The 26,182-nt window shown below is 35.3% G+C and carries 31 protein-coding genes; 6 read left to right on the top strand and 25 right to left on the bottom strand.

Annotated features, from left to right (window positions below):
• The first annotated feature begins 55 nt into the window (after nt 1-55).
• The 5 genes from FOT98_RS16270 to FOT98_RS16250 all read left to right on the top strand — a co-directional run bounded on the left by FOT98_RS16270 (nt 56) and on the right by FOT98_RS16250 (nt 2,996).
• On the top strand, nt 56-1,270 hold the full coding sequence (locus FOT98_RS16270; RefSeq protein ID WP_063263662.1) for a helix-turn-helix domain-containing protein: 1,215 nt from the start codon (nt 56-58) through the stop codon (nt 1,268-1,270).
• 66 nt (nt 1,271-1,336) lie between these two features.
• Nucleotides 1,337-1,516: an H-type small acid-soluble spore protein gene (locus tag FOT98_RS16265; RefSeq protein WP_016088502.1), complete on the top strand. Its 180-nt coding sequence runs from the start codon at nt 1,337-1,339 to the stop codon at nt 1,514-1,516.
• A gap of 177 nt (nt 1,517-1,693) precedes the next feature.
• The gene (locus FOT98_RS16260) at nt 1,694-2,029 is read left to right on the top strand and encodes an antibiotic biosynthesis monooxygenase family protein (protein WP_063263663.1); all 336 of its coding nucleotides are present in this window, start codon (nt 1,694-1,696) and stop codon (nt 2,027-2,029) included.
• A 2-nt stretch (nt 2,030-2,031) separates the two neighbouring features.
• Nucleotides 2,032-2,625: a dienelactone hydrolase family protein gene (locus FOT98_RS16255; protein WP_063263664.1), complete on the top strand. Its 594-nt coding sequence runs from the start codon at nt 2,032-2,034 to the stop codon at nt 2,623-2,625.
• Nucleotides 2,626-2,636: 11 nt separating this feature from the next.
• A complete protein-coding gene (locus FOT98_RS16250; protein ID WP_080467880.1) occupies nt 2,637-2,996 on the top strand; it encodes a hypothetical protein in 360 nt (119 codons plus the stop codon).
• A 24-nt stretch (nt 2,997-3,020) separates the two neighbouring features.
• On the opposite strand, the gene FOT98_RS16245 is transcribed toward FOT98_RS16250, so the two are convergent.
• The 17 genes from FOT98_RS16245 to FOT98_RS16165 all read right to left on the bottom strand — a co-directional run bounded on the left by FOT98_RS16245 (nt 3,021) and on the right by FOT98_RS16165 (nt 16,661).
• Entirely contained in the window at nt 3,021-3,191 is a 171-nt protein-coding gene (locus tag FOT98_RS16245) for a DUF3951 domain-containing protein (protein ID WP_000602236.1), read from the bottom strand.
• A 62-nt stretch (nt 3,192-3,253) separates the two neighbouring features.
• Entirely contained in the window at nt 3,254-3,565 is a 312-nt protein-coding gene (locus FOT98_RS16240; RefSeq protein WP_063263665.1) for an AzlD domain-containing protein, read from the bottom strand.
• On the bottom strand, nt 3,556-4,281 hold the full coding sequence (locus FOT98_RS16235; RefSeq protein ID WP_063263666.1) for an AzlC family ABC transporter permease: 726 nt from the start codon (nt 4,279-4,281) through the stop codon (nt 3,556-3,558). The genes FOT98_RS16240 and FOT98_RS16235 overlap by 10 nt, the downstream gene beginning before the upstream one ends.
• A complete protein-coding gene (locus FOT98_RS16230; protein WP_063263667.1) occupies nt 4,274-5,110 on the bottom strand; it encodes a TrmB family transcriptional regulator in 837 nt (278 codons plus the stop codon). Before FOT98_RS16230 ends, FOT98_RS16235 begins: the two co-directional genes overlap by 8 nt.
• 177 nt (nt 5,111-5,287) lie before the next feature.
• On the bottom strand, nt 5,288-6,586 hold the full coding sequence (locus tag FOT98_RS16225; protein ID WP_063263668.1) for an NtaA/DmoA family FMN-dependent monooxygenase: 1,299 nt from the start codon (nt 6,584-6,586) through the stop codon (nt 5,288-5,290).
• Between the two features lie 167 nt (nt 6,587-6,753).
• A complete protein-coding gene (locus tag FOT98_RS16220; protein WP_080467881.1) occupies nt 6,754-7,527 on the bottom strand; it encodes a flagellar basal-body rod protein FlgG in 774 nt (257 codons plus the stop codon).
• A gap of 42 nt (nt 7,528-7,569) precedes the next feature.
• Entirely contained in the window at nt 7,570-8,880 is a 1,311-nt protein-coding gene (gene flhF, locus FOT98_RS16215) for a flagellar biosynthesis GTPase FlhF (RefSeq protein WP_063263669.1), read from the bottom strand.
• 14 nt (nt 8,881-8,894) lie between these two features.
• Nucleotides 8,895-10,961 carry a flagellar biosynthesis protein FlhA gene (gene flhA / locus FOT98_RS16210; RefSeq protein WP_063263670.1) on the bottom strand — a complete coding sequence of 689 codons (2,067 nt, stop codon included), beginning with the start codon at nt 10,959-10,961 and terminating at the stop codon, nt 8,895-8,897.
• Nucleotides 10,962-10,985: 24 nt separating this feature from the next.
• The gene (flhB, locus tag FOT98_RS16205) at nt 10,986-12,032 is read right to left on the bottom strand and encodes a flagellar type III secretion system protein FlhB (protein ID WP_063263671.1); all 1,047 of its coding nucleotides are present in this window, start codon (nt 12,030-12,032) and stop codon (nt 10,986-10,988) included.
• Between the two features lie 10 nt (nt 12,033-12,042).
• Nucleotides 12,043-12,804, bottom strand: a complete 762-nt coding sequence (locus FOT98_RS16200; protein ID WP_144291088.1) for a flagellar biosynthetic protein FliR — start codon at nt 12,802-12,804, stop codon at nt 12,043-12,045.
• Nucleotides 12,805-12,819: 15 nt separating this feature from the next.
• Nucleotides 12,820-13,095 (bottom strand): flagellar biosynthetic protein FliQ, encoded by a 276-nt coding sequence (locus FOT98_RS16195; protein ID WP_001098080.1) that lies wholly within the window; start codon nt 13,093-13,095, stop codon nt 12,820-12,822.
• Between the two features lie 33 nt (nt 13,096-13,128).
• On the bottom strand, nt 13,129-13,887 hold the full coding sequence (locus FOT98_RS16190; RefSeq protein WP_001220586.1) for a flagellar type III secretion system pore protein FliP: 759 nt from the start codon (nt 13,885-13,887) through the stop codon (nt 13,129-13,131).
• Nucleotides 13,884-14,204 carry a hypothetical protein gene (locus tag FOT98_RS16185; protein WP_000121176.1) on the bottom strand — a complete coding sequence of 107 codons (321 nt, stop codon included), beginning with the start codon at nt 14,202-14,204 and terminating at the stop codon, nt 13,884-13,886. The genes FOT98_RS16190 and FOT98_RS16185 overlap by 4 nt, the downstream gene beginning before the upstream one ends.
• Nucleotides 14,205-14,216: 12 nt before the next feature.
• A complete protein-coding gene (gene fliN, locus FOT98_RS16180) occupies nt 14,217-14,576 on the bottom strand; it encodes a flagellar motor switch protein FliN (RefSeq protein ID WP_048566843.1) in 360 nt (119 codons plus the stop codon).
• A gap of 10 nt (nt 14,577-14,586) precedes the next feature.
• Nucleotides 14,587-15,573 carry a flagellar motor switch protein FliM gene (gene fliM, locus FOT98_RS16175; protein ID WP_063263673.1) on the bottom strand — a complete coding sequence of 329 codons (987 nt, stop codon included), beginning with the start codon at nt 15,571-15,573 and terminating at the stop codon, nt 14,587-14,589.
• 14 nt (nt 15,574-15,587) lie between these two features.
• A complete protein-coding gene (locus tag FOT98_RS16170; RefSeq protein WP_000775712.1) occupies nt 15,588-15,812 on the bottom strand; it encodes a flagellar motor switch protein FliN in 225 nt (74 codons plus the stop codon).
• Between the two features lie 63 nt (nt 15,813-15,875).
• On the bottom strand, nt 15,876-16,661 hold the full coding sequence (locus FOT98_RS16165; RefSeq protein WP_063263674.1) for a lytic transglycosylase domain-containing protein: 786 nt from the start codon (nt 16,659-16,661) through the stop codon (nt 15,876-15,878).
• 256 nt (nt 16,662-16,917) lie between these two features.
• Here FOT98_RS16165 and FOT98_RS16160 point away from each other — a divergent pair, with 256 nt between their 5' ends.
• Entirely contained in the window at nt 16,918-18,015 is a 1,098-nt protein-coding gene (locus tag FOT98_RS16160; protein ID WP_063263675.1) for a flagellin N-terminal helical domain-containing protein, read from the top strand.
• Nucleotides 18,016-18,546: 531 nt separating this feature from the next.
• Here FOT98_RS16160 and FOT98_RS16155 read toward each other — a convergent pair.
• The 8 genes from FOT98_RS16155 to FOT98_RS16120 form a co-directional block, all read right to left on the bottom strand.
• Nucleotides 18,547-19,494, bottom strand: a complete 948-nt coding sequence (locus FOT98_RS16155) for a DNA-binding domain-containing protein (protein WP_063263676.1) — start codon at nt 19,492-19,494, stop codon at nt 18,547-18,549.
• A gap of 768 nt (nt 19,495-20,262) precedes the next feature.
• Nucleotides 20,263-21,171 (bottom strand): chemotaxis protein, encoded by a 909-nt coding sequence (locus FOT98_RS16150; protein ID WP_000075956.1) that lies wholly within the window; start codon nt 21,169-21,171, stop codon nt 20,263-20,265.
• Nucleotides 21,172-21,299: 128 nt separating this feature from the next.
• Complete coding sequence (locus FOT98_RS16145; RefSeq protein WP_063263677.1) at nt 21,300-21,785, bottom strand: hypothetical protein; 486 nt, start codon at nt 21,783-21,785, stop codon at nt 21,300-21,302.
• A gap of 336 nt (nt 21,786-22,121) precedes the next feature.
• Complete coding sequence (locus tag FOT98_RS16140; protein ID WP_063263678.1) at nt 22,122-22,457, bottom strand: DUF3964 family protein; 336 nt, start codon at nt 22,455-22,457, stop codon at nt 22,122-22,124.
• A 49-nt stretch (nt 22,458-22,506) separates the two neighbouring features.
• Nucleotides 22,507-23,856, bottom strand: a complete 1,350-nt coding sequence (flgE, locus tag FOT98_RS16135) for a flagellar hook protein FlgE (protein WP_063263679.1) — start codon at nt 23,854-23,856, stop codon at nt 22,507-22,509.
• Between the two features lie 16 nt (nt 23,857-23,872).
• On the bottom strand, nt 23,873-24,457 hold the full coding sequence (locus FOT98_RS16130) for a flagellar hook assembly protein FlgD (protein ID WP_063263680.1): 585 nt from the start codon (nt 24,455-24,457) through the stop codon (nt 23,873-23,875).
• Between the two features lie 3 nt (nt 24,458-24,460).
• The gene (locus FOT98_RS16125; protein WP_080467883.1) at nt 24,461-25,669 is read right to left on the bottom strand and encodes a flagellar hook-length control protein FliK; all 1,209 of its coding nucleotides are present in this window, start codon (nt 25,667-25,669) and stop codon (nt 24,461-24,463) included.
• Nucleotides 25,662-26,072, bottom strand: a complete 411-nt coding sequence (locus tag FOT98_RS16120) for a hypothetical protein (RefSeq protein WP_063263681.1) — start codon at nt 26,070-26,072, stop codon at nt 25,662-25,664. The genes FOT98_RS16125 and FOT98_RS16120 overlap by 8 nt, the downstream gene beginning before the upstream one ends.
• Between the last annotated feature and the right edge of the window lie 110 nt (nt 26,073-26,182).

The following is a 26,182-nucleotide window of genomic DNA, read 5'->3' as shown; positions in this document are numbered from 1 at the left end:
TTACAACAAAAAGTTAAATACAATTTAACTTTTCCAATGATAAAGGAGCAATAATATGGCAACTCTCGGTGAAAAAATTAAAGCGCTACGTAAAGAAAAAAAACTTACACAAACAGAGCTGGCAGGTTCGGAACTTACAAAAAGTATGCTTAGTCAAATTGAAAATGGAAAAGCTACACCTTCCATGAAAACATTACAATATATCGCTGAAAAACTAGGATGTGAAACAAGTTTTTTACTAGAAGAAGATGATGGAGAAATTGCAGAACTCATTACAAAAATGGAGCAACTCATAAAGGAAAATAAATGTGATGAAGTGTATAAGACCCTACTACCTATCGTTCAAAAAGAGCTCCCTTCTACTTTAAATACGGCTCGTATATACAAACAATTCGTAACTGCCGCAGTGATTATAAAAGATTACAACATTGAATCTTACGTAGAAAAAGCTGTTTCTATTTTTGAAAAATATAAGTTATACCGCGACAGTACGGAAACAAAATTAAAATTATCTTTTGCAATATTCACACGTAAAAAGTATGCAGAATGTTTACAACTTATATCTAATATTAGAAATGATTATGAAGAGAAACATTTAGAAATGGATCTTATTATACATATTGATTTATGTTTATATGAAGCCATCATATTACTAGCATGTGGCGATTACAAAAAATGTGAAGAAACGATATTAGAGACACTCGCATTTTCAAAAAAACATCAAGTGTATTATAAAACAGATGTATTTTACCGGATTTTATCTTACCAAAAAGTCATTACAGTTGATAAAGAACAATATTTATATTACATAAAAAAATCTGAGCAATTTGCCATTTTTACAGAAGACACTCTATCCATTGCGATGATCGATATTTTAAAAGCTTACTACTACAACACGATTACTAATGAATATACAATCGCATTAAAACATGTAGAACAATTTCGAGAAAAACTAAAAGATCAGCCAATTTTTCAAGACGACGGATTGTATTATCTTGAAAAAGGAAAAGCTTTATACGGATTAAAACGTTACGAAGAAGCTTTACAAGCATTGCAACGTGCTATTATACCAGATTATATGAACCATCCGCTTGATCAATCGTGGCTTACAACAGCAGGTGCATATCGTGCACTTTGTTACGTCAAACTGAATGATAAAAAAAGAGCTCTTGAAGAAGCAACAAAAGCAAATGAAATGTTACAATCGTATCCAGATTCTATTTTCTCTGCATTTATTAAAGAAACATTACAAATAATACAAAAACTTTAAGAATGTCTCGAAATGGTATATTATTCCTCCTTTTTAGCAAAGATAATAATGATGGGAGGAATATAAATGAATATTCAACGTGCAAAAGAGCTTTCTGTGTCATCAGAACAAGCGAATGTCAGTTTTCAAGGCATGCCTGTTACCATTCAACACGTCGATGAAAACAACGAAACCGCCCGCATATATGAAGTAAAAAATCCAGGACGCGAATTAACTGTTCCAGTTAATAGCTTAGAGGAAATATAAAAAATGCCACTTCATTTTTTTGAAGTGGCATTTTTCTTACTTTCATATAAATTCTCTATCCCCCTTGTTTTACAACAACTGAAAAAATAAGAATCTTCTACTTCTTTTCTTTTTTTAACCTGCTAAAATACAAACTATGAATGAATTATTCGCACTATATATTAAGGGGGAAAGATAATGAAATTTGATTTAGAAAAAAACAAGCATTACTATGCAGTTATATTCACTTCTAATTTATCAAATGATACGACAGATTATAGTACCGTTGCCAACAAAATGGAGGAACTTGCAAAACAGCAACCTGGATTTTTAGGTGTAGAAAGTGCACGTGATCATGCAGGACTCGGAATCACCATTTCTTATTGGGAATCACTTGAGGCAATTGAAAACTGGAAACAAAACGCCTTACATAAAGAAGCAAAAAAAAGAGGCCGCGAGCAATGGTATGAAAACTTCCACTTGCGCATATGCCTTGTTGAAAAAGAATTTAAGTTTCATAGAGGTACATTGTAACGATGAAGAAACAATTAGCTCTCGTTGCTGTTCATGAAATATATGGTGTGAACGACCATATGCATCACGTTACCCAACACTTCACTTCATCTCATATAGATATATTCTGTCCTAATCTTCTACAATCGCTACATGCATTTCATTATAGTGATGAAGAAAAAGCATATCATTTTTTTATGAATCATATTGGATTTGATGATGGAAAAAAGAAAATTGAAGAATTCATTACTCGTCTCTCTAGTCGTTACACACATATTGGACTTATTGGCTTTAGTGTTGGTGCTACCATCTCATGGCTATGCAGTAACAATCCGAAAATAGATTTTATTATCGGATGTTATGGTTCCCGTATACGTGACTATATTCATATAAAACCAACATGTGCAACCCTACTTATTTTCCCTGAAAAAGAAGCTAGTTTTTCAGTATCCTCTTTAATTCAAACATTGCAGCAACAAAACAATCCTTTACTAGAAATACAACAACTACACGGTGAACATGGATTTCTAAATCCGTACACTGAAAAATATAACGAGAACTCTACTAAACAGGCATACAATATTATAGATTCATTTCTTGCAAAAACAATCTTTTAAAGGAGATCTAAATGACACTTACATTACTCTTATTTCTTTTCATATTCATTGCCTTTTTCGCAGCGCTAACTATCATTTTTATAACCGTAAAAAAAGGGGAGTTTTTCAAACGCCCCCACTTACAATCTATTATCGTATGCATTTTATTTTTTATCAATTGGATCTTATATTTTACAACTTTTTATACGTTACTTCCTGAGAAAGTTAGCGAATTCATATTCCTGCCCATCTGGTTTTTTCTTTGTCTTTTAGGTTGTATCGTTTTCTGGCGCGAATGGAGAAACAATCGTGTGTTCTCCATATGTATCGGTTTTCTTTCTTTTATTAGTTTTCTATTTGGGTTATTGTTGTTAGTTCTTTCGGGGATGTAATAGAAAAGGAAGAAAAGTCAACAATCAACTTTTCTTCCTTCTATGTTTACCTTTAGTTTTCACTGTCACTGATTCACAAGGTGTGTAATATATTTGAGGTGTCGCCTTATCAACAAACATCATAAACGTAATGAAACCGATAATAAAGAAAATAAACAACGTTAACAAAATTGCGCCTATCGTTAAAAGTATCATAACACCACCCCTATATCGTTCATGTTATTACACTTTTCGCTATTATATGAGCGTAATCCTTTTTAGAAAAAGAAACGTAACAAAATAATCACAATCACGCCCGTTAATACTGTACCTAATAAACTACGAGTATATATCGCTACAAGAAATGTTGGAATTGCTGCGATAAGGTAATCCCACTGCATCGTCTCATGCATAAATAATACTTGTGCTAAAAGTGCTGCTAATATCGCAATTGGTATGTAATTTAACCATTTTAAACCCCAGTCCGGAATTTGAAGTTTACTAAATACGAGTAGAGGTAAAATACGTGGCACGAGTGTAACAGCTCCTGCTGCTAGTAAAAGTAATAGTACTTCTAATCTTATTTCCATTTTTCAATCACAACTCCAATCGTCGCAGCTAGTAATGTTGCGATAATAACCGCTATACTATCTGGCATAAATAAGTGTGAAACGTATGCGATCATCATCGCTACAATGGCAACGGTAAGATGAATTGCTAGTTTTGGTTTACTACTTATGAGCTGAAGTACAAATAGCCCGATAAACATTGCTGGTAATGCATAATCCATCCCGTACGTATGCGGATCAGGTATCCACTCACCAAACAATCCACCAATAATAGTAGCAAGAATCCAATTTAAATAGGCTGTTACATTTAACCCCATCATCCACCTGTCGCCTACATATCCTTTTTGCGCTGCGTGTTGCACTGCAACGCCGAACGTTTCATCTGTAATTTGAGAACCGATCATTACGTTTTTTAATAAAGGCAGTTTCGTAAAGTACGGCGCGAGCGCAGCACTCATTAAAAGGTGGCGTAAATTGACAAAAAAGACGGTGAAAATGATTGCTGAAGCAGGCGCACCGGCTGCATACATACCAGCTAATATAAATTGGGCAGAACCTGCATAAATTAAAGTGGACATAAACGCAATTTCAATGATGGAGAAACCTGCTGTTTTTGCAATTACACCAGCTGCTATACCGATGCTCAAATAACCAAATACAGTCGGTAAACAATCTTTTACTCCTTGCTGAAATGTATCATCGCTCTGCAAAGCTATATGTGCCTGAGCTTTACTCATTCCTATCATCCTCCATTCCTTCCATCGTTCGTTTTCCTGTTACGACATGAACTAAATCAATATTTTCACGCCATAACGTATCTAACTTATCAGCTCCAAATTCCTTTGTGATTTCTTCGATCATAATATCGTGCCGCACATACTCTGTAGCAACGAGAACTAGTGCTGGGTCATACGTTGTAACGGCCCATGAAGTACTATCATTTGAGAAGTTCGCAATTAATACTTCCTCTCCATCACGAGCAATAACAGTTAAATGACCACCCATTCTCTTTTCAACAACGTGGGGCGTCATATAATTATGATGAAACGTCGCGCCTATTTTTGTATGGGAAGCGCCAAATAAGATCGAAAATATATGTACACCCTCCTCTTCCTTTTGATGAATATATGGTTCAATTTCATGCACTTGATCTTCCCATACAGAAATCCATAACTCTTCCTTCGCCCTATTAATTATATTGCATATTTCTTTTACAACACGATCATTGGAGCGAATATGCGAAATTACATCTATTTGTCGCTCTTGTTCTAAACCATTTAATTTTTGGTCTAAAAATTCAAAGGACTTTTCAAAATCTTTTCGCATTCGATTCATTAACTCCGTAGCTGGTACTGGTACATATTTCACTGGTTCAGTAGGAACAATATGCACCGCTCCTTTATCCATCAATTTACCGAGTACTTCATAAATCATCGAACGAGGTACCCCTGTTTGTTTACTCACTTCATACCCTGTTACTGGGGAATGTTTTAGTAGTCCAATATACGCTTTACATTCATACTGGGAAAAACCTAACTTTTGTAATTCCTTTATAACTTCATCCATCAGCAATCCCTCACATTCTATATAACTCTCATCTCAAAATGATACATATATATTAGTAGTTATTAGTATACCTACTAATATAAAAAAAACAGACCCGTAAAGTCAATTGATAATTCTGAATTTTAACAAAAAATAAAAAACCTTCTTATGAAAGGCTTTTTATACGTAATCTTTCTGTTATTTTAACTGCAAAGGTTTTGATAGCTTTCCCCCTAAATGCTCCCGTAAAGTAGAACCTGTATATTCTTCCCTAAATACACCGGCCTTCACGAATAAAGGAATAACTTCACGAAAGAATAGATCTAGTGACTTTGGAGGTCCTCCTGGGATAGCAATAAATCCATCTAACGCTCCTGCCTCAAACCTATCCATAATTTGTTTCGCAACGTCTTGCGCTGTACCAACTGCAACCCAATGAGCCGAGCCAACAACTTCTGGTCGTTCTAGTATTTGCTCAACAGTTGGTTCATTTTTAATAATGTAGTTCCGTAATAATTCAGCGTGTGTTTTACTGCGAACAGTTTGATCACGGCTTGGCAACATCTCTTCCGTAATCTTACTTTCTAGCGGAATCCCTCTCGCGTCTAGTCCAAGAACCATTTCGAGTAACGAGTATCTCTTCTCTTTTGTGAGATGTTGATGTGCTTGCCTATGCATTTCTAACGCTTCTTCATATGTATCACCGATAAAGAAATATAATCCAGGTAATACGCGTATATCATCTTGGTTACGGCCATGCTGTTCTGCTCTTCTTCTTAAATCTTGACGCAGTTCTATTCCTGATTCTACATCTGGCGTTGCAGCAAAAATTGCATCCGCGACAGAAGCCGCAAAATTCCGGCCTGACTCTGAAGCACCTGCTTGAAATAATGGCATTTCCCCTGAAATATGCTGCGGAATATTAAGTGGGCCTTTCACCTCAAAATATTCGCCATTATGCTCAATAGGCTTTACCATCTCTCTAATCACATCAGGATTATCTACTTTCAATACTTCATAAGGGTGACTTCCCCAAAGTTTTCTTACTAACGCTGTACATTCTGCCGCTTTCGCGTATCGCTGCTCTGATGATGGCATCTCTTCCTCACCAAAGTTTTCAGCACCGTCAATGGATGTGACAATATTCCATCCTACTCGGCCGTTACTAATCCAGTGTAAAGATTGTAATTGCCTCGCTAATATATATGGTGGATAAAACGAAGTTGAAGCAGTTGTAACGACTCCAATTTTTTCTGTTGCATACGCAATAGCAGTAAAAAGTAACGTCGGATCTAAAATGACATTTCCCTTATTACGAGCAATTAAATCTGGATGCGCCACTAAATAATCTGCTTTAAAAACAAAATCTAACTTCGATTCTTCTGCTTTTTTCGCTAACTCTACTTGCTCTTCAATTCCCGAATTAAACTCACTTTCTTGCTCTTTCTTTCTAGAAATTAAACATAAACCAATGCACAGTTGTTTTTTTGTAGACATACACACCATCCCCTTATTTTTAATTTACCTAGTTAAGCAATGTTGCTATCATTATGAAGTTCCATTCTAATGAAAAAAGATAAAATGATATTGATAATCATTATCATTTTATGATGTAACTGAACTAAAAGCAATAATAAAAAAAGACTTCCGCTATGGGAAGTCTCTTATCTCAATATTTCATTCGCTTCTTTTTCATAAATTTTATCAAATGAAGTCATAACTCGTTGTGATGCTGAAATCATTTTTTGATCTGTCATAAGATCAGCCATCTCTTTCGTCATATCTACATTTGAATTTTCTAGCATATGGTTTTTTACCGCCCCTGTTCCGTTCGGTAAATCAGCAATGTTTCCTTCTGCTAGTGTAAAGCTTTTGTTCTCTCTTTGCACGAGACGGGCATTTGCTTCTGCATCTACTGTTTTTGTTTGCAAGCGAGCAATATTATTTTGTGTTACTGCATCATATAACGTACCGTCTGCTTGTACAGCTACTTTTGCTCCTTCTGGAATACGAATACGTTCATTATTCTCTCCCATTACGAAAGCTCCTGAAGTTGTTTGTAAATAACGATCACTATTTACTGTAAAACTGCCATCTCTCGTTAAAAACGTTTCATCATTTTTAGATGTAACGAAAAATGATGTTGTACCGGCTGTACCGTCATCTAAAAAGAAATCTGTATCACTATTTGTCATTTGTATATTTCCTTGTACTAAGTTCACATGCGTTGCAGCTGGAACTACAGCGTAATCGACCGAACCGATATTTGTCACAGCCCCATCTCCACGGCGATATGTGTCTTGTACATCAAATACTTTAGAAGTCATATTTTCTGCTTTAAATCCTGTCGTTTGAGCATTTGCAACGTTATTCGAATGAACATTAATACGCTGCATGTAATTCATCATACCCATAGAACCTATATAAAGACCGTTCATACTCGTTTGAATAAGGCAGTTGCCTTATCCTTCACCTCTTTTCTATGATGTTTGCAACATTTGTTTCGCTAAATGTTCAGCTGTAGCGATATGTATATGTTGCTTCACGTCTTGTCCGTCTGTCATTAATACAATTGGAGCCGATGATACTGCTGGAATTTTCAACAATTCACCACTACTTGCTGTTTCATCAAATTTTGTAAATACGATACCATCAATATGAATATCTTTAAAATTCGTAATGATTTCAATCATATCTTTACTTTTCATCGAAGCTGATAACGTTAAACAAATATAATCTGGCTCTACTTGTCCCATCGTTTCAATCATTTCTTCCACTGTTTCTGACGCACGATAATTTTTTCCAGCTGTATCAATTAAAATATAATCGACACGCGCTTCTTCTTTAAAATACGTAAGCGCTCTTGTCATTGCAGCTTCATCACGTACAGCGATTACTTCAAATCCAATTGTCTTGACGTAATCTTGCAGCTGCTGTACTGTTCCAATGCGTGAATGGTCTGTCGTAATAAAACCGACCGTTTTTTTCTTACCGTGAAATTGCCATGCCATTTTCGCCAGTGTCGTCGTTTTTCCAACTCCAGTTGGACCGATTAATGCTATTGTTTGTACTTCTTTTTCAAAAACGTTTTCCGTGTTGAAATGAGATCTCATATCTTCCAATATATATCCGATCACTTCTTCTTCTGTAATCATCGTCGCATTCTCAAACTTCACTTTTAACTTTTCAGCATATGCATGAATGAAGTATTGTTCTACATCGTTTTGTTCTAGCATGCGAATTACTTTTTGAATAATAAACGGTACAGATTCTTGCTTTTCTTTTTTTACAACCACTTCTTCTTTCTTGACAGGAACGACTTTTTTCACAGGTTTTTGCTTTTTCGTTACTTTCGTTTCTTCCGTCTGTTTCACAACGACGATACCTTTTTCAAACAACTTTAATAGTTTCTCTTTCTTTCTTGTCCATTCTTCACTATTTCCTGTTTGCATCGCCGCGTATGACATAGAAGTCGTCACGTTTTCTAAATTGTGCAGTACCGATTGAATTCCGTTCGACTTCACAATTTGTTCTGAAGGACCATTCACAACATCCATTAATTGTTCATGAAAGTGAGCTGTACCTTCGTTCACTTCTTCTTGTTTATCCTCTGGAAAAGCAACTAACATTTCATAATTCTTTTTCCAAAAAAACGGGATATTTCGTTTTACACTTTCATCGACAACGTAATAATAATCTGTACCATATTGGTCAAATAACTTTCGATACAATTCATTTTTCGAAGCTGCTTTTATTCGCATTAACGCTTCTTTCTTTTCTGTATTTTCCATTACTTCACCCCCTACTATTCAATGTAAGCAATTTGATCTACAACAATTTCTGGAGCTAATTCACTAATACAAAGTACTTGTGCTTCTATTTGATAACGCTCTAGCAGTCTTACAATCGCAAATCTGAAATCTTTTCTACGCGTTAATAATACTGGTTCTCTTCCCATTAAGCGGGCTTGTTTAAATACGCGCTGTACTTGCTCAACAACTCGCGATTCTAAATCTAAATCCCAGTTTAATAAATAGCCTTGATAGGAATTGTTCACAACGTCCGCATCTAACTCGATTGAATCTGAGAAGAGCGCCGCGTATATTTTACCGTCAGGATTTTTCGCATTTTCACAAATAACTTTTGAAATACATTCACGGACGAATGACGTTACACCGTCAACGTGGTTTTGATAAATTTCTTTTCCATCAATAATACCTTCAATAATTGTTGGTAAATCACGAATAGAAATGCCTTCTTTTAGAAGTTGTTTAATAACATTTTGAACGAGTGATAAGTCGATTTCTTTCTTCTTAATCTCTTCTAATAAAACGCCATTATCATTTTCAAGTGAGTTAATTAAGTCTTTTACATGTTGACGCTGAATTAACTCATGAAGATTACGTCTAACAACAACATCTAAATGCGTAATTAATATGCTAAGTGGCTCTAATACTTGATAGCCTTTCATTTGTGCATCTTGTACCATATGTTCTAAAATCCAATATCCATCTTCACCGAAAATCGGATCTTTCGCGGGTTCTGCATCTAAATCAGCCATTACATTTGGCGTTTTCAGTGCTAATAAGTAGCCTGATTTTAAAACACCTTCTGCTGCCTTCGCACCTTTAATACGAATAATGTAACGTCCGCGTGGTCTAAAACTCGTATTATCTTTAAAGTTAATACCAGGAACGTTAATACCAAGATCGGTAATAATTGATTTCCTCATGAGAACAACTTTATCACGAGCTGTTTCCCCGTTAATTTTCTGCTTTACAAGTGCTGCTAAATCTAAACCGAGCTCTACAATAATTGGATATTTATCTGTAAATACTCCGAATGAATCTTCCACTTGTTGCAGTTGCTCATCTTCGCCTTGAATCATTTCTATTTCTTTTTGAAGCTCGTCTTCTTTTTCTTTCTTTATTCGGTTTTTATTACGAATTCCTAAGAAGATAATTGTTCCACCAACGAGTGCAAATGGTAGAAATGGTAGCGGAGTAAAAATACCCATTGCTATAAATAAACCACCAAGCGCATATACAACAACTTCATGTGCTAATAACTCTTTAAAGATTCCTTCTGTTACTGTATCCGGTGAACCGTCAAATACACGCGTTACGATAATACCCGTTGAAATCGCAAGCATTAACGAACCGATTTGGTTTACGATTCCGTCACCGACAGTTAACTGTGTATAGTGAATAGCCGCTTCAGCAAAACTCATACCCTGCTGCATCATGCCGACAATTAAACCGAAAATAATGTTTACGAATAAAATGACAATCCCGAAAATAACGTCCCCTTTAATGAACTTCCCGGCACCATCCATCGCTCCGTAAAACTCTGTTTCCATATTTAACTTTTTTCGTTTTGCCTGTGCATCTTTTTCAGTAATAATACGCTGGTTTAAATCTGCATCGATTGACATTTGTTTCCCAGGTAAAGAATCAAGTGTAAAACGAGCCGCAACTTCAGCTGTACGAGACGCACCGTTTGCAACGATAAACTGGAATATGATTAATACTATAAATATAACAATCCCAATTAATAAGTTCCCGCCAATTACGAACTGACCGAACTCTTCAATAACATGCCCCGCATTTCCGTCTGTCAAAATCGCTCGCGTCGTCGATACGTTAATCGATACGCGGAAAATCCCGATTAATAACAACATCGTTGGAAATGACTTTAATTCATCCCACTCGTTAATACTTGTTGCTCGCATATAAATAAGCACTGACATACTTAGTAAAAAAACGATTACGATATCAAGTATAAATGGTGGAAGTGGAATTAAGAGCGCCACTACGAATGACGCTGCTAAAAAGATAGAAAAATAGGTTCTTGCAGAATCTATCTTAAACACAAGAGATCTCCTCCAACCGCGCTATTACACTTCAAGTTCATTTGTTTGAATTAAATAGCGCATAACTTCAATTACAGCTACGTATAAATCTTCTGGAATCGTCTCATCTTCCTCGACTTGATAATATAAAGAACGAGCAAGTGGACGGTTTTCCACCATTGGTATTTCTTGTTCACGGGCAAGCGTTCGTATATATAATGCGAGCTCATCTTCCCCTTTTGCAACGACAATTGGCGCCGCATCAACTTGTTTATTGTACCGAAGTACGACCGAAATATGAGTCGGGTTGTTTACAATAAACGTTGCACCATCCATTTTCTTCGCAATTGTCCCTTGCAAGATGGCATGCATAAAGTTTTTTCGTTTTCCCTTTACTTGCGGGTCCCCTTCATTATCTTTATGCTCCCTTTTTACTTCTTCTTTTTTCATCTTAATATCTTGTTCGTATTCCCACCTTTGATAAATAAAATCAATAATAGAAAGAACAATTAATATAATTAAAATTGCTAAAAAGATAAATTTAATTTGCCTTATAATTTCAGAAAGTGACGCAGTCCAGTTAAATCCAATCATACTCACGATCTTCTCTAAATTCTTTTTAAAGAGAACGTAAGAGACGTAACCGATTAATCCCATATAAAACAGTGATTTTAAAATATCTACTAAACTTTTACGACTAAACAATCTCGTAAAATAGTTTTTCGGGTTAATACGCGACGCTTTCGGCTTAATAACTTTAGAAGAAAATAAGAAACCGACTTGAATCATATAATTAAATAAATGAAAAGCGTATACGAGTATTAATATCGGTGCTGATACTTTTAGTAATAAAATACCCATTAAATAAAAATACTGTGTTGAATCTGTATTTTTTCCAATTTGATCAAACAGTACCGCTACAGAGTTCGCAATCTCAAACCCTAACCAATCTCCGAAAAAGTAAACGACAACTGCTAATACTAGTATGGAAAATAAATTATTTAAATCTTTACTCCGGGCAATATTCCCTTCTTCACGCGATTTCTTACGCTTCTGCGGGGTGGCCTTTTCTGTTTTATTATCCTTTGCCATGCGCGTCCCCCTACTTCGTTAAGAAAAAGTTAAATAGTTTCGTATATTCTTCAAGCAATACGTCCGTCATATTTTTAAACACATAACCGAGCATTGGTACACTCATCGCAATAAACAAAATACCACATGTGATTTTAATGACATACGCATTCATAAAAACGTTTAATTGCGGAGCGTTTTTTGCGATTAAAATTAAAACAAAGTTAATGATAAACAAACTTCCCATAAGCGGAAGAGCAATTTCAACCGCTGATGTAATCGCAAATAATAACGTTGCGAGTAGACTATCTAAAAAACTAGTCGTCAGCAATTTTGAAATCGCCTCTGTATATTGAAACGACTTTAAAATCGTGGCAACGAAATAATTAATGCCGCCAAGTGAAATAAAAATAATGAGGAAAAATATATCAAAAATGGTTGAAAGTAAAGTAGACTGTGAACCTGCATTTACATCAAACAAACTTGCCTGTGATAAACCGATATCAAAGTCTAAAATATGCCCTGCCATTTTTGGAATATTCCACAGCATTTCTACAATTTTTGAAAGCGATAATCCAATTACAATTTGCGTACCTGCATAAGCTGCAACGTCCCAAGTTGTCTTTATGTGAGAAACATCAACTTGATCGGCAACTGTAATCGAAAGAGCAAGTCCAACTGTAGCCTTCGCCATCGCTGGAATGGATCGACCTGAGAAAAACGGTAAAAAATATAAAAATGAAGTAATACGGCAAAACGCAAAAAACGTCGCCGCCCATAATTCCATATTCATTTCAGTTCACCTATCTTAGTACGAACGCAATAGCGATGGGATTTTATCAAATAAATCTAAAATAAGCATCGTTAACTCTTGAAACATCCACGGACCTAAAATGATAATAACGAGCACAATACTCGCCATTTTCGGTAAAAACGTCAGCGTTTGCTCTTGAATTTGCATCATCGCCATAATAACCGCGATAATAATAACGACAATCAAACTTACAACGGCAATCGGCATTAAAATCATAACCCCTTTATAAAAAAAGGTTTGAAAAATATCTATAATTGGTGACGTATTCATTTATATGACTCCTATCACATAGCATCAAACTCTTCAGGCGACCGTTTTAAACATAATGTCGACGATTTTTGTATATCCACCCAAATATACGAAAACGAGTATTTTAAATGGTAAACTTAAAATCATCGGCGGTACCATCATCATCCCGAGGTACATTAAAAGTGTACTAATAATTAAATCTATAAATACAAACGCTAAATAAATGAACATCCCCGTTAACAATCCTTTTTGAATTTGCGTTAACGTAAAGGATGGTACGAGCGTAAATAAAGAAAGATCTTTCAAATCTTTCGGTAACTCTTCTCCGCGCACTTTCAGCATCATCTTTAAATCATGCTTATACGTATGCTTTGACATATACTCTTTCATAATCGGAGCTGTCGTCTCCGCAGCTTGACTTACTGTTATTTTCTCTTTCGTCATCGGATCCCACACATCGCTCTTTAGCTGCCCGAGTACAGGCTGCATCGTAAAGAGTGATAAAAATAAGGCAAGTCCAACGAGCACTTGGTTCGGTGGTAAATTCATTACCCCAAGTCCTTGACGTGTAATCCCAAGAACGATCATAAAATAAGTAAAATGTGTAAATAATAGAACGATAGAAGAAGATAATGATAAAAGGGTAACGAGCGCAAATAGCTGTACACTAGAATTACTCGTAAATTCTTTTCCATTTTCGAAATTAATAAAACCGTTTTGGGCCGCATACGCTGGATTTACAAAAATAATTGAAAAAACGATAGAAAATACGAAAATAACGGCTAATAATGATAACTGTTTCTTTATTCTCATGATGGATCCTCTACTTTTTTCGTTTCACTCTTCACCGCATCTTCTAGCGCTTGTTGAAACTGATTTCCTGTTCCTGTTAATTGCACAGATTGGACACCGTTATTACTAATAACAGTGAACACTTGCTTGCCATCTACTTCAAATAAAAAGGCACTCGTTTGATGATTTAAATAAACGCCGTCCTTCACTTGAATATGGCCATTTTCACCTTGTTTAAAAAACTGCTGCTTGCGCGTCTTTTTCGTCATATAATATGCACCGTAGCCGAGCGCACCAAACAGTAAAACGACTTGAAATAAGGTCGTCATATACGACATATGACTCCTCCTCTACTCTTTATCTAGCATTTGACTTTGCGCTTTCATAAGCGCAGCTTGCTTCTTATCAGCTTCAATTTCAGAAATGATAATACCGAACTTCTCGTCCATTACAATCGCTTCCCCAATGCCAACTTTCATATTACTTAAATACACATCTACTTTATGTCCTAAGTTTTTCTCTACTTCAAGAACATCGCCCACTTTTAATTGCTTCACATCACCGAGCGTAATAGATGATTTCCCAAGCTTTACACCAAGTTCAATCGAAATATCCGAAACAGTATCAATATGTGCTTTACCCGCTTCATTTCGCTTTCCTGCAAATTCTTCTAATCCCATTAATGACACAGGAGATACTTCATGCTTCATATGGATCCTCCTACTCTACAAAACTTTTAAATAGGAGCGCCTTACGCGTTCCATCTTTACCAATAAAACAATTAAATTTATGTTTTCCATCTACAAAACCGAGTAATTCATCTGAAACTTTCGTATGAAGCGGAATAATATCGCCTTCTTCAATTTGTTCAATGTCACCCATTGTCATCTTCTGCTCACCAATCGCAACATGAACGGGTTTAAACACTTGATTTACTTTCACTTCCACTTCAGACGTGTACTTTTTACGCTTATCCGAAGAATGTTCGACAATATTTTCAGACGTTAACTTATCCATAATTTCTTCAACAGATAAGAACGGAATACCGATACGCACCGTCGTATTCCAAAAATCTGTTTTCATATTTACGTTCAGTAATGAAATGATATCGCTCGCTGTCGTAATCTTTAATGCATTCGGATCTGTCTCTGTCGTTACAAATTTCGGTTTAATTGCCACAACACTTTCAAACGATTGCTCTAAGTTTTTACATAGAAGTGCAAAAATATTATCAAGCGTTAAAAACTCGAATGCAGTTAACGGTCTACGCATCGTAAAATTACGTTTACTATCTCCGCCAAGCCAACACTCATGAATGTAAATAACAAATGCTAAATCAATCTCAATAACAATTTCTCCAAGCTCTGGAAGTCCGAGATCAATGACGCAATATAAATAATAATCTTTCGGCATTTTCTCCACATACTCACTCGTAAATGGAACTTGCTCCACTGTCGAAGGATCTAACTCAATCGGAATACGCATACGCGCAGATAACGTCTGTGACGTCTGTTTACCAAACGTAGACGCAATCGCTTGCAAACTACGTAAATGTTCAACACCGAACTTCTCCGGTCTATTAAAATCATACTCTTGAAATTTATCTTGCTTCCCTGCTTCTTGTGCGAAAGCTGGCATTTCCTCGCCTTCATTTACCGCCTTCAGCAGGGCATCAATTTGCTCTTGGCTTAATTTATCGCCACTCATGAAAATCCCCTTCCCTACCTTTTCAATTCAACGATTTCAACATACATCTTGCCATTCTTCGTCAAAATCTTTCCGGTTCCAATCTCTTCATTCTCAAGCATAAGACGCACCGTATTTTTCGTTGAATTTTCAAGACGATACAATGTACCTTTCGTAATATGAAGCAGATCTTCAATCTTCTTTTTCGTATTTCCGATTTCAAAATAAATTGTTAACGGAATATCATCTTGTAATTTCAAATCTAGCCAACTCCCATATCATGTTCACGAAAATTTCATGTTCTCTCTATATAATGAAATCTCTTATTTTGAAACGTCGATATTTAATATTTTTTTAATATATCCTTGCGTTTCTTTAAATGGAGGTACGCCTCCGTACTTTCTCACATTACCAGGACCAGCATTATAAGAAGCAAGCGCTAATACTAAATCACCGTTATTTTTCTTTAAATAACCGCTTAACTCTTTCACGCCACCTTCAATACTTTCAGCTGGTGAAAATGGATTTTTTATACCCATCTCTTTCACATTCGCTGGCATAAGCTGCATAAGTCCCATCGCTCCTGCATGTGACACCGTTTTCGGATTGAAATTAGACTCTACTTCAATCATTTTTTGAATTAACGTTTTCGGAATTCCATATGAACGGCTCACGCGATCAATAATATCCTCATACTTCCCTTCATTTGAAGAACGTATTTTTTGAATATTATACTTCTTCGTTAATCCCCACGTATCAACAGCCTCATTTTTCGTTTCCGGGAAACGTCGTTCAAACTCTTTTTGTGCAACTTGCACTTCATCAACTTTCTTCGTTTCAGGCTTTTCCTCCGGCTTACTTACTTCCTCTACTTTATGAATAGATTCTACCGGTTTATTTACAACCGCTTCTATTTTCGTAGATTGTACCGGCTGACTCATATCTTCTACTTTTGCCGGCTGCGTAGTAGCTTTCGTCTCCTTCATAGGATCGCTTTGCAGCTTCTCCTGAAACCTACTACTAACAAAAGCCTGCGGACTACTTAATTTTTGCTGAAACTGTCCTTTTTTATATGCAAGTACTTCTTTTACTATATTTCCAACTACCATAATATCACCTTTTCGGTAAACAAAGATAATCTAATATTAGAGTTTTTTCGTAAAGTTTGCAATAATCCTTTGCAATTATATTGTAATAAAAAAACGACTAAATTGTTAAACTGTTATTTTTTTATATTTATTAATTCAAATTTTCAGTTGACACTTGATATAGCAAGGCTTAAAATAAATTCGAAATCGATTTTTTCGCATATTACCGTTTTTCAATTTGCAGAAAAGTCAATATAAAAAAATGGGGGTTCTTTACATGAGAATTAATACAAACATTAATAGCATGCGTACGCAAGAATACATGCGTCAAAACCAAGCTAAAATGAGTAACGCTATGGACCGTTTATCAAGCGGTAAACGTATCAACAACGCTTCTGACGATGCAGCAGGTCTTGCAATCGCAACTCGTATGCGTGCACGTGAAAGCGGATTAGGTGTTGCAGCTAACAATACACAAGATGGTATGTCATTAATCCGTACAGCTGATTCAGCAATGAACTCAGTATCTAACATTTTACTTCGTATGCGTGACCTTGCAAACCAATCTGCCAATGGTACAAATACTTTAGACAACCAAAAGGCTCTAAACAAAGAATTTGACGCATTAAAGGAACAAATTAATTATATCGCTGAGAACACACAATTTAATGACAAAAATTTATTAGATGGTTCTAATCCAACTATCTCTATTCAAACTCTTGATTCAGATAAAGCAAGTAAACAAATTGAAATCGAACTTGGAAGTGTGTCTACAACTTCATTAAATATTTCTGAATTAAAAATCGACGGTACGAAAACAAAAACTTTATCTGCTGGTGATTTAACGCCAGCAACAACACACGCAGCTACTTTACAAGCATTAGATACAGATAGTACAGCAGAAGAGATCCAATCAGCTGTTGATAGTTTCACAACAGCTTTTGATAAAGTTAAAGACTTTATGAGTGATGCTAATGTAAAAGCCGTTAATGATGCAATTATCGCCTACTCAAAAGACAAAAGCTTTGCAAACGCAAATGCAATTGAGGCTGCATTCACACCTAATGTTCCTACAGCAGGTGTCACAGCTAATGTAACTGCAAATACTGCAATTAAATCAATTGATGCTGCTTTAGAAACAATTGCTTCTAACCGTGCAACTCTAGGTGCTACATTAAACCGTCTTGACTTTAACGTAAACAACCTTAAGAGTCAATCTGCTAGCATGGCTTCAGCTGCTTCTCAAATCGAAGACGCTGACATGGCGAAAGAAATGTCTGAAATGACTAAGTTCAAAATCTTGAACGAAGCTGGAATCAGCATGCTTTCTCAAGCCAACCAAACTCCACAAATGGTTTCTAAATTATTACAATAAGCCATTTGAGATTAATAAACCTCTCCGCAAGCGGAGAGGTTTATTTTTTCTATATAGATAGATTAAACGCTTTCTTTTTTGCTTGAATAGAAGCTCTAGCCATATTTTAAAGCGGTCAGGGCTTATTTTAGTTCTATTCCCTTGTTTTAAAACAAAAAGATACAATAAGCATAAGACTTTCTATCCTTCCATAGCCTTTTATTAGCTTTAAAATATCAATCTATTAACCTATAAGGGTGGCTATTATGCATATTGGTACGAATGTTTAAAGTATGAAGGCTAGGCAGTCGTTGTATAGTATTGAGCATGATCAATACTATGGATTATTTTGAATAAAGTAAGAAATCAAATGATACTGCAAATAATCCGGCAAATGTGGCTATTATAACTCGGTTCTATACGAGAGCTAATCAAATCCCCCCAACTTATCACAATTCTAATTACTATTTTCTCCTTCAAACATTCCCACACAAAACAAAAGGGAAATACATATAAACTATGTACTTCCCTTTTATTTTGTACCCAATACTTCTATGGTGCTATCGTCATAACTTGTCCTCTACGGTCGATCCTTATTTTCATTTTTCCATCTTGTGCGTTATATACTCCTAGTTTATGTAATTCTAGTTTGCATTCTTGTACGAAGGTTGGTAATTTACGAATTTGATTGACATCCGAACTTTTAATAAAATTAGTTAAATGTTGCGTCATGTCTTTCACATCTTGCACAAGTTCTTCTTTTTCTCGTTTTAACCTTTCATTTTCCAATTGTAGCGTTCGTAATTCACTTTCTAGACTACTTCTATTCGACTCTTCTTTGAAATGCCCTGCGGCCATGCTAGAAAGCTTATAAATACCTTCCATAAACTGATGTAGTTCATCTTCTTTTCTTTCACTACATTGACTAATTGTTTCAAAGTTATCAACGATACCAGATATAACTGTTACGAGGCTTTTTTCATTCTCTGTATTTTCAACTTCTTTTCTTAATTCATTCTTGTTTTCTGTTTTCATCTCAACAATTGGTTCTTTTACAGGCGTATATTTTCGCTTTCGTCCTGGTTTTTGTTTTTCAACATTTTCAAATGGTATTTCACATTTTTTTAATTTGTAATACGTATTTTGTAATTGACTTTCTGTTTTTGGGAAAAGATTTAGTTCATTTTTACTAACGTATTTTGAAATATTAATAATGTTTAAACCGTGACGTTGGCAAAATTGATACACTTCATACAGTAACTCTAGTTCAGACTTCAGCCATGTAATCGCTGATTTTTCATACGCTCGCATCCCGCCATTTTTTTCTACATCTATTTGAAATAATACCATTCTATTATGTAAATCAACTAGTTCTTCATACTTTACTTGGAATTGTTTTTCTATTTTTTTTAATTCCGCTTCTAGTTGCATATCGTTCATTTTATTATTTGACATGTTTTGTAAGAGACTTAATACATTAATTGCTGTGTGGTGATACATAATCTGTGCCACTCCCCCTCATCCTTTCGCAATTCTCATCTGACTCCCATGCCTTTTCAGAAAATAGCAAATTTTACATATCCATATTATAACATTTCGAAATTGTCTGTCAAATAATAAACATACAAAAATGTATAGAAAGTATAGAAATAGAAAAAAGGATTTTTCAATTAATATGTATAATTGCATATTAATCACATTTAATTATATTATATGGTATTTTGAATATATTTTCACCGAAAAAGTTTATCTTACCACGAAATATTACTAAAATAATCCAAAGATACGTTTTTATATTTTTAAATCAAAAATCTTCAAATAAAGATTTTTCATACATACAACCTCAAACACTCCAAAAACGTTCCATCTTTCCACCTATACAGAGTATAAAATATTAAAAAGGAACTAACCAATACTACACATGGCTAGTTCCCTTCTCTCCACTAAAAGAATAGAGTTGTAAATAGAATCTGCAAATCCTTACTTCTTCTATTTACCTAAAACCACTCCATATCTCTGGTCTCACATGGTACGGCGCTCCATTAGGCACTGACCGCTCCACACATGCTAGTTTCTCTATTCCTAATAAATAGAAAAACATGATATATCAGCTTTTAAAAAACCCTCTTGGTCGCTCACTTTTCCTCTGTACCTAAAACCATTCCATATCTCTGGTCTTAACATGGCATAGGCCTCTATTAGGCACTAACCGCCACCACACATAGCTAGAGCTTCTATTCAAGCAAAAAAAGTGCTTTTAACACTCTTTTACAACACTAACTTATCTACTAAGCCGATTAACTCTTGAATATCTGGCTTACTTACTTGAGCATTCGCCCCCACAGCTTCGCCTTTATGGAATAATTCATTTGTAATTAATGAAGAGAAAATAACAATTGGTAAACGATTCGTTACTTCACCATCTTTAATTACTTTCGTTAAATGGTGTCCATCCATTTTCGGCATTTCAATATCCGTAATGAGCAAGTGAATATGTTCAAACATTTTTTCCCCTTGCTCTTTCGCTAGCTTTTCAATTTGCGCTAACGCTTCTGCACCATTGCTAAAGAAATTCATTTTCGTATATCCAGCTGATGATAATGTTTCTTCTAATATTTGACGAAGCATCGCTGAATCTTCCGCAATATAAATAACTTTTTCAGCACGATCTGTTTTTTGCTCTAATCCTGCAAGTGATTTATTGTCATAACCAGTATTGCTAATTTCGCAAACAATCTTTTCATAATCTAATAGTAAGATGATTTTTCCATCTAGTTTTACAATACCAGATGTCGTTTCTTCTAGTCCCATAGACAATGAAGCTGGTTCATCAATTTGTTCCCATGAAATTCGTTGAATACGATGCACTTCATCCACACGGAAAATAACTTTCATTTGGTTTAATTCCGAAATGATAAATTTCGTTTGATCAAGTGGCTTTGTCGATTTTAAATTAAGAGCTGTCGCTAAGTTAATAACAGGTAAAATTTCACCGCGTACTTGAACAACACCTTCAACTGCATGATGAGATTCTGGCACAGTTGTAACAGGGAATGGATTAATGATTTCGCGTACTTTCATTACGTTAATACTAAATAGGTTTTCACCAACAGTATATGTAACAATCTCTAATTCATTTGTTCCGCTTTCTAATAAAATACTTTGTGCTTGTGACATAAAGGTGTCGCTCCCCTTTCATTATTTCCGTATATCTAATTATTAAGCTTTATTAAAACGAAAAAGTCAACTATCTATATGAAAAATATAGATAGTCGATCGATTCATTTCTTTATTTAAAAAAGTAATTATTCTTGTATAAACGAAGCGAGTGCCTCTAATAACACTTCTTGGGCTCCTACAATTTCTGTCGGCATAGCTTCCCATTTTTTCGAAAGCTCCGTTTCTACTCTTATTCTTAACTCTGTGTTCATTTGTTCTAGCACATATTCTTTTGTTGCTATATCAACATCAAGTAGCGCAAGTGCATACAGTTCCGGATCATTTATTTTTTCAAATAATCGTTTTAATACTGCCGGTGCTATATGTTTTAATTTTTCAATATGAATTTCTTTATCCGAAAATAGTAACTCATATTGAATAAAAGTAACATTTTCTTTAATCACTTTAAAATAGCAATTATTTTTTTTATCATTTACAAAATAACCGTTCGAATCTGCAATAATACTCTCTACTTTACGAATTAAATCCGGCAAACTACTCGCCGCCATTACAGTCCGCTGCTCAACCTCACTCGGCGAAATGAATGTAACGCGATACTTATTCTGCGCCATCCTCCTCACCTCTCCTTTTATAGAAATTCAGTCTAATTGTATATAACTTAAACGTATTTTATACCACTGCTGCTAGACTAGGATAAATCCTATCGTCAACCGCTTTAGAATCACTCGACATCTCCGGCCTTCCATACCAGTCAAGAATCTATTAAGTACTAAGCGCCACTACACTACACTTCGCTTACCTTACCTCTTTTTCAACTAACCTAGCAACTCTCCATATCTCTGGTCTTACACACCGGTCGAGACTCTATTAGGCTCTGACCGCTACCAAACACCGCCAGGTCCACTCTCAAAACCTAAAAAAAGGCTTTAAGATCTTTTAAAATCTTTTTAAGATCCTTTCAATAACTCGATGTTATTGAACCAAAACGCTATCTGCTGATCCGCAATATCCGGCAACGTAACAAAAAACTCACGACACTTCATCTCATCTTTAAACAGTTGGTACTTCCAAACGCTACTGCTACCAACACTTACGAAATAAAATTCGTGAATACGGCCAATGATTGCTTGTTTTTCACCAAATGAATAGGGAGGCACTTGCTTAATTTCAAATTGATCTGGTAAATATACATGCTCTTCTCGTTCCATTTTTAACAATTGCTCGGCAAGTTCACGTTTATTTTCGAAAAAAGGCAATTGTAAAATTCGTTCTTGTCTTGTCATACGAATAAAAAACCCTTTCTACTACATTACAATTTTTCTATATTATATATTATCGAATTAAGTTTACAACTTCATTTAATACTTCATCTGACACTTTAATTACTTTCGCATTTCCTTGGAATCCGCGTTGATATAACATTAAGTCAACGAATTCTACAGATAAATCTACGTTTGAACTTTCCTTCGCTCCACCACGTATGTTACCAGCACCATTCTCACCTGCAACTCCAATTGCTGGAATACCTGACGATGGCGTTGCAATGTAATTACCATTTCCTGATTTCATTAATCCACCTGTGTTTGGGAATGTAGCCATTGCTACTTGTCCTACAACTTTCATACTACCATCTGAATACCTCATCATAACGAAACCACCATCAGAAATAGAATAATCATTTGCAATTGCTGCCGGACGTCCTGCTACACTTGTTGCTGTAAGTGTTTTTCCAGTTGGATAATTTGTTAAACCACCTAAATTCAACTCTAGTTCTTTACTAGCAAATGGAATCTTTATAGTCCCACCTTGTGTAACCTCTCCTGTATTAGGATGACGTTGCACATCTTCGTCCAGTTTTTCTAATTTACCAGTTTTATCAAATTTAATATTTTTCGTTAAAGGTGTACCGTCTTCCCCATTAACAGGCTTAAATTCTTTTTCATTTTGAGAATCATTTCTCATAGAAAATGTATATGTATATTCTCCTGGAACAGGTACATCAACAGTCTTTTCGCCATCTCCATCGCCATTACCATCTCCAACAGGCTCTTTTCTTGTAACCTGTTTAATATCTAAACGTAATGTGATTGAATTTCCTTCATCATCATAAATTGTAAAATCTGTAGATAGATTTGTTTGATTTCTAGATAAGTTCCCAGCTAGTGTTGCCTTATCAGTTACACTTCCTCCTACTGCCGAACCAACAGGAAGTTTTATTGCACTCGGTTGCGATGAAAAATCTATTTCTTGTGTACCTGGTTTGACACCATATCCTAATACGTATTTTCCACCTGTAGCCGTTATAAAATTGTCAGCAGATGCACCGAAAGAACCTTTTCTTGTATACTCTACGTTTCCTCCGTTACGGTCCCCAACTATAAATAAACCATTTCCCTCTATTGCTGTTTCCATCTTCTCGCCAGTTAAAGTAATAGAACCATCACTAAAGTCTGTAGATGTACCGCTAAATTTCAAACCATTACCAACACTCTTTGGATTCGTACCGGCATAAGAAGCATCACCACGTGAACCAACCGTATTATTATATAGTAAATCATCAAAAATGGCTTTTTGCTTCTTATATCCTGCTGTTTGCGCATTCGCAATATTGTTTGAAGTAACACTTAATGCATTTTGTGTTGCATTCATTCCTGTAATACTTGTATATAACGCTTTAATCATAACTTATGTACACTCCTTATTTATTTTCTTTAACTTCTTCAGTTTCTCCAACCGTTTCTGTATTTTCTTTTTTCTCATCTTCTGGATTTGTTTCTGTTATCGGTTTATCTGAAACTCTTTCTACAAAGCGGGTTGAGACAACTTGGTTACCAATAATAAGTTGGACATCATTATTTTCAGCAAGTCGCACTGTTTCCACTTGACCAATTACTTTTTCTCCCTTGTCATTAACACCTTTAACGTACTTTCCTAAAAACTTCATCCCTCCATCAAGAGCTGTCGAATACATCGTTGCTTGAAGCTTATCAACGGCTTTCGTCATATTCTGTACTTGTTCCATAAGGGACAGTTGAGCTGTTTGATTCATCATTTGATTCGTATCCATGGCATTAAACGGATCCTGCTGTTGAAAACTAGCTAAAAAAAGCTTTAAAAAATCATCTTTATTCATAATACCAGGTGTGTTTTGAGTACCCGTTGATACCCCATTCGCTTTTTGAACTGGCGATTGTACACCGTTACTAGACGTATTATTATTCTGTGCTCCTGCTTGCAACGGAATATGATTTGTACTCGTTGTATTTAATCCAACTGTTGGCACGCTTTATTCCTCCAATAATCCCGCAAATTCTTTTGATTCTTGTTTCTCATGTTTCGTACTTGCTAATTGCTGTTTTTGCCTTTGCTCTTGTTCTCGCTGTTCTTTACGATTTTCATCTTTATCTGAATAGCTAATTTGAATATTGATTTCTTTTTCCTTTAACTTCAGTCTCAATTCATCAAAAATGATTTCCACACGTTTTTTCGCATCGTGTTTTTCCATTTCTACATGAACATCAATTTGATCTCCATGTTTTTTCATAAACACAGTTAATGTACCAAGTTTTTCTGGATTGAGCTGGAATAAAACACGCTCTTGTTTCACTACAAATTTTTGCAGTGCTTCTACTTGCGCTTCCATTTTCTTCCCTAAGTCAGGCAATGTCACTTTCTCAGTCGTTCCGTTTTGTTTTACTATTGGGTCACTGCCCACTGTTTTTTGAAATAATTCAGCTCCATGCATCTCTGAGTCATTCACTATAACTGTTTCTTCGTTTTGAACTAATTCTTTTTCTTGAACTTTTACAGAGCCTTTAGCCGAATCCTTTGCTGAAATTTTTTCTAAATCTAGAGCTCTCTTTACTATCTCTTCATCATTTTCATTTTTTAGAATTTCCACGTTTTTCGGTTCTTCTTGTTTCTTTGCAATATTACAAGTCTCTGTTTCTACAACTTTCAATACTTGCATCGTTTGCTCCGGCATCGTCACTTTATCTAACACCATTTGCATTGTATCTTCTAAACATATAGCATTTTTGATATTCATATTGGAAAGGAGTTCTTGTAATTGTTGTAATTCACCTGCGGGTAATTCGTTAAGTTTTATATTTCCATATTCTTTATATAGCTCTTGTATTTTTTGTATGTATTGATATAACAATTCTGGCTGCACACGTAATTGCTCAATTGCAACCATTTGCTCAGATACAGCTAACAATAACTGTTTAGTTTCTTCTTTTTCCTCTTTCGTTACAGTAGGCTTTTCTTTCGTTACAGTTTCTTTTGTGAGAATATATTCTTTCTTCTCTATTTCTGGTGCTTCTTCTCGTTTCGGTTTCTCCGTTTTCGGCTGGTTCTCATTTTCCATTCTCATCGCACGATCAAATGAAGAATCATCACTTTTTGATTGTACTTCTAGCCCTTTTTCGTTTTGCGGAGGTAAACTTTGTTGCACCGGTAATACAGACTGTATCACTACATTCACCTCATCCATTCATACACATTTTCAAATCAAGAAGTATTTTTTCTTCCTGCTTTTCTCGTACTTTTGCAAGCTTTCTACAATCTTCTTGATACATCTCATCAATGACACGTTCTTTTTCTTTTACTTGTTCTAAAAGGCTTTCATTTTTTCGAATAAAATCCTCTGTTTTTTTAATTTTTCGATTCCATTCTTCTATTCTTTCAGGTGAAAACGTATGTGAGGATAGCATACCAGCCATAATACGTTGCCCAGTTTGTACGACTTTACTACGCGATTTCACAACATATAAATCATATTCTTTTTTTTGTTCTATTTTTCTTTTTTCAGCTGTTAATTCATACACTTCTTTCAAAATCTGTTCTTTTTCTTGATTTATTTGCAATTTTATCGTGTCGTACTGCTGCTTATCCACCTGTTTTCATAGCCCCTTCCTATTATAACGCTCTCTTTTTCTATTATATAGTTTTTTTACAAAAAAATCTGTGAAATATTAAAAAACAAAAAAATAAGACCTGCAGGGCG

The sequence above is a fragment of the Bacillus sp. HY001 genome (assembly GCF_007558965.1).
Classification (GTDB): Bacteria; Bacillota; Bacilli; order Bacillales; family Bacillaceae_G; genus Bacillus_A; species Bacillus_A mobilis.
Note: the sequence above shows the minus strand (reverse complement) of the source record. Positions and strands in the feature narration are given on the sequence as shown.

What these genes read in the sequence shown, in the direction of transcription:
- FOT98_RS16270 (WP_063263662.1), top strand. Translation starts at nt 56, where the DNA reads ATGGCAACTCTCGGTGAAAAAATTAAAGCGCTACGTAAAGAAAAAAAA.
- FOT98_RS16265 (WP_016088502.1), top strand. Translation starts at nt 1,337, where the DNA reads ATGAATATTCAACGTGCAAAAGAGCTTTCTGTGTCATCAGAACAAGCG.
- FOT98_RS16260 (WP_063263663.1), top strand. Translation starts at nt 1,694, where the DNA reads ATGAAATTTGATTTAGAAAAAAACAAGCATTACTATGCAGTTATATTC.
- FOT98_RS16255 (WP_063263664.1), top strand. Translation starts at nt 2,032, where the DNA reads ATGAAGAAACAATTAGCTCTCGTTGCTGTTCATGAAATATATGGTGTG.
- FOT98_RS16250 (WP_080467880.1), top strand. Translation starts at nt 2,637, where the DNA reads ATGACACTTACATTACTCTTATTTCTTTTCATATTCATTGCCTTTTTC.
- FOT98_RS16245 (WP_000602236.1), bottom strand. Translation starts at nt 3,191, where the DNA reads ATGATACTTTTAACGATAGGCGCAATTTTGTTAACGTTGTTTATTTTC.
- FOT98_RS16240 (WP_063263665.1), bottom strand. Translation starts at nt 3,565, where the DNA reads ATGGAAATAAGATTAGAAGTACTATTACTTTTACTAGCAGCAGGAGCT.
- FOT98_RS16235 (WP_063263666.1), bottom strand. Translation starts at nt 4,281, where the DNA reads ATGAGTAAAGCTCAGGCACATATAGCTTTGCAGAGCGATGATACATTT.
- FOT98_RS16230 (WP_063263667.1), bottom strand. Translation starts at nt 5,110, where the DNA reads ATGGATGAAGTTATAAAGGAATTACAAAAGTTAGGTTTTTCCCAGTAT.
- FOT98_RS16225 (WP_063263668.1), bottom strand. Translation starts at nt 6,586, where the DNA reads ATGTCTACAAAAAAACAACTGTGCATTGGTTTATGTTTAATTTCTAGA.
- FOT98_RS16220 (WP_080467881.1), bottom strand. Translation starts at nt 7,527, where the DNA reads ATGAACGGTCTTTATATAGGTTCTATGGGTATGATGAATTACATGCAG.
- flhF (WP_063263669.1), bottom strand. Translation starts at nt 8,880, where the DNA reads ATGGAAAATACAGAAAAGAAAGAAGCGTTAATGCGAATAAAAGCAGCT.
- flhB (WP_063263671.1), bottom strand. Translation starts at nt 12,032, where the DNA reads ATGGCAAAGGATAATAAAACAGAAAAGGCCACCCCGCAGAAGCGTAAG.
- FOT98_RS16200 (WP_144291088.1), bottom strand. Translation starts at nt 12,804, where the DNA reads ATGAATATGGAATTATGGGCGGCGACGTTTTTTGCGTTTTGCCGTATT.
- FOT98_RS16195 (WP_001098080.1), bottom strand. Translation starts at nt 13,095, where the DNA reads ATGAATACGTCACCAATTATAGATATTTTTCAAACCTTTTTTTATAAA.
- FOT98_RS16190 (WP_001220586.1), bottom strand. Translation starts at nt 13,887, where the DNA reads ATGAGAATAAAGAAACAGTTATCATTATTAGCCGTTATTTTCGTATTT.
- FOT98_RS16185 (WP_000121176.1), bottom strand. Translation starts at nt 14,204, where the DNA reads ATGTCGTATATGACGACCTTATTTCAAGTCGTTTTACTGTTTGGTGCG.
- fliN (WP_048566843.1), bottom strand. Translation starts at nt 14,576, where the DNA reads ATGAAGCATGAAGTATCTCCTGTGTCATTAATGGGATTAGAAGAATTT.
- fliM (WP_063263673.1), bottom strand. Translation starts at nt 15,573, where the DNA reads ATGAGTGGCGATAAATTAAGCCAAGAGCAAATTGATGCCCTGCTGAAG.
- FOT98_RS16165 (WP_063263674.1), bottom strand. Translation starts at nt 16,661, where the DNA reads ATGGTAGTTGGAAATATAGTAAAAGAAGTACTTGCATATAAAAAAGGA.
- FOT98_RS16160 (WP_063263675.1), top strand. Translation starts at nt 16,918, where the DNA reads ATGAGAATTAATACAAACATTAATAGCATGCGTACGCAAGAATACATG.
- FOT98_RS16155 (WP_063263676.1), bottom strand. Translation starts at nt 19,494, where the DNA reads ATGTATCACCACACAGCAATTAATGTATTAAGTCTCTTACAAAACATG.
- FOT98_RS16150 (WP_000075956.1), bottom strand. Translation starts at nt 21,171, where the DNA reads ATGTCACAAGCACAAAGTATTTTATTAGAAAGCGGAACAAATGAATTA.
- FOT98_RS16145 (WP_063263677.1), bottom strand. Translation starts at nt 21,785, where the DNA reads ATGGCGCAGAATAAGTATCGCGTTACATTCATTTCGCCGAGTGAGGTT.
- FOT98_RS16140 (WP_063263678.1), bottom strand. Translation starts at nt 22,457, where the DNA reads ATGACAAGACAAGAACGAATTTTACAATTGCCTTTTTTCGAAAATAAA.
- flgE (WP_063263679.1), bottom strand. Translation starts at nt 23,856, where the DNA reads ATGATTAAAGCGTTATATACAAGTATTACAGGAATGAATGCAACACAA.
- FOT98_RS16125 (WP_080467883.1), bottom strand. Translation starts at nt 25,669, where the DNA reads ATGGATGAGGTGAATGTAGTGATACAGTCTGTATTACCGGTGCAACAA.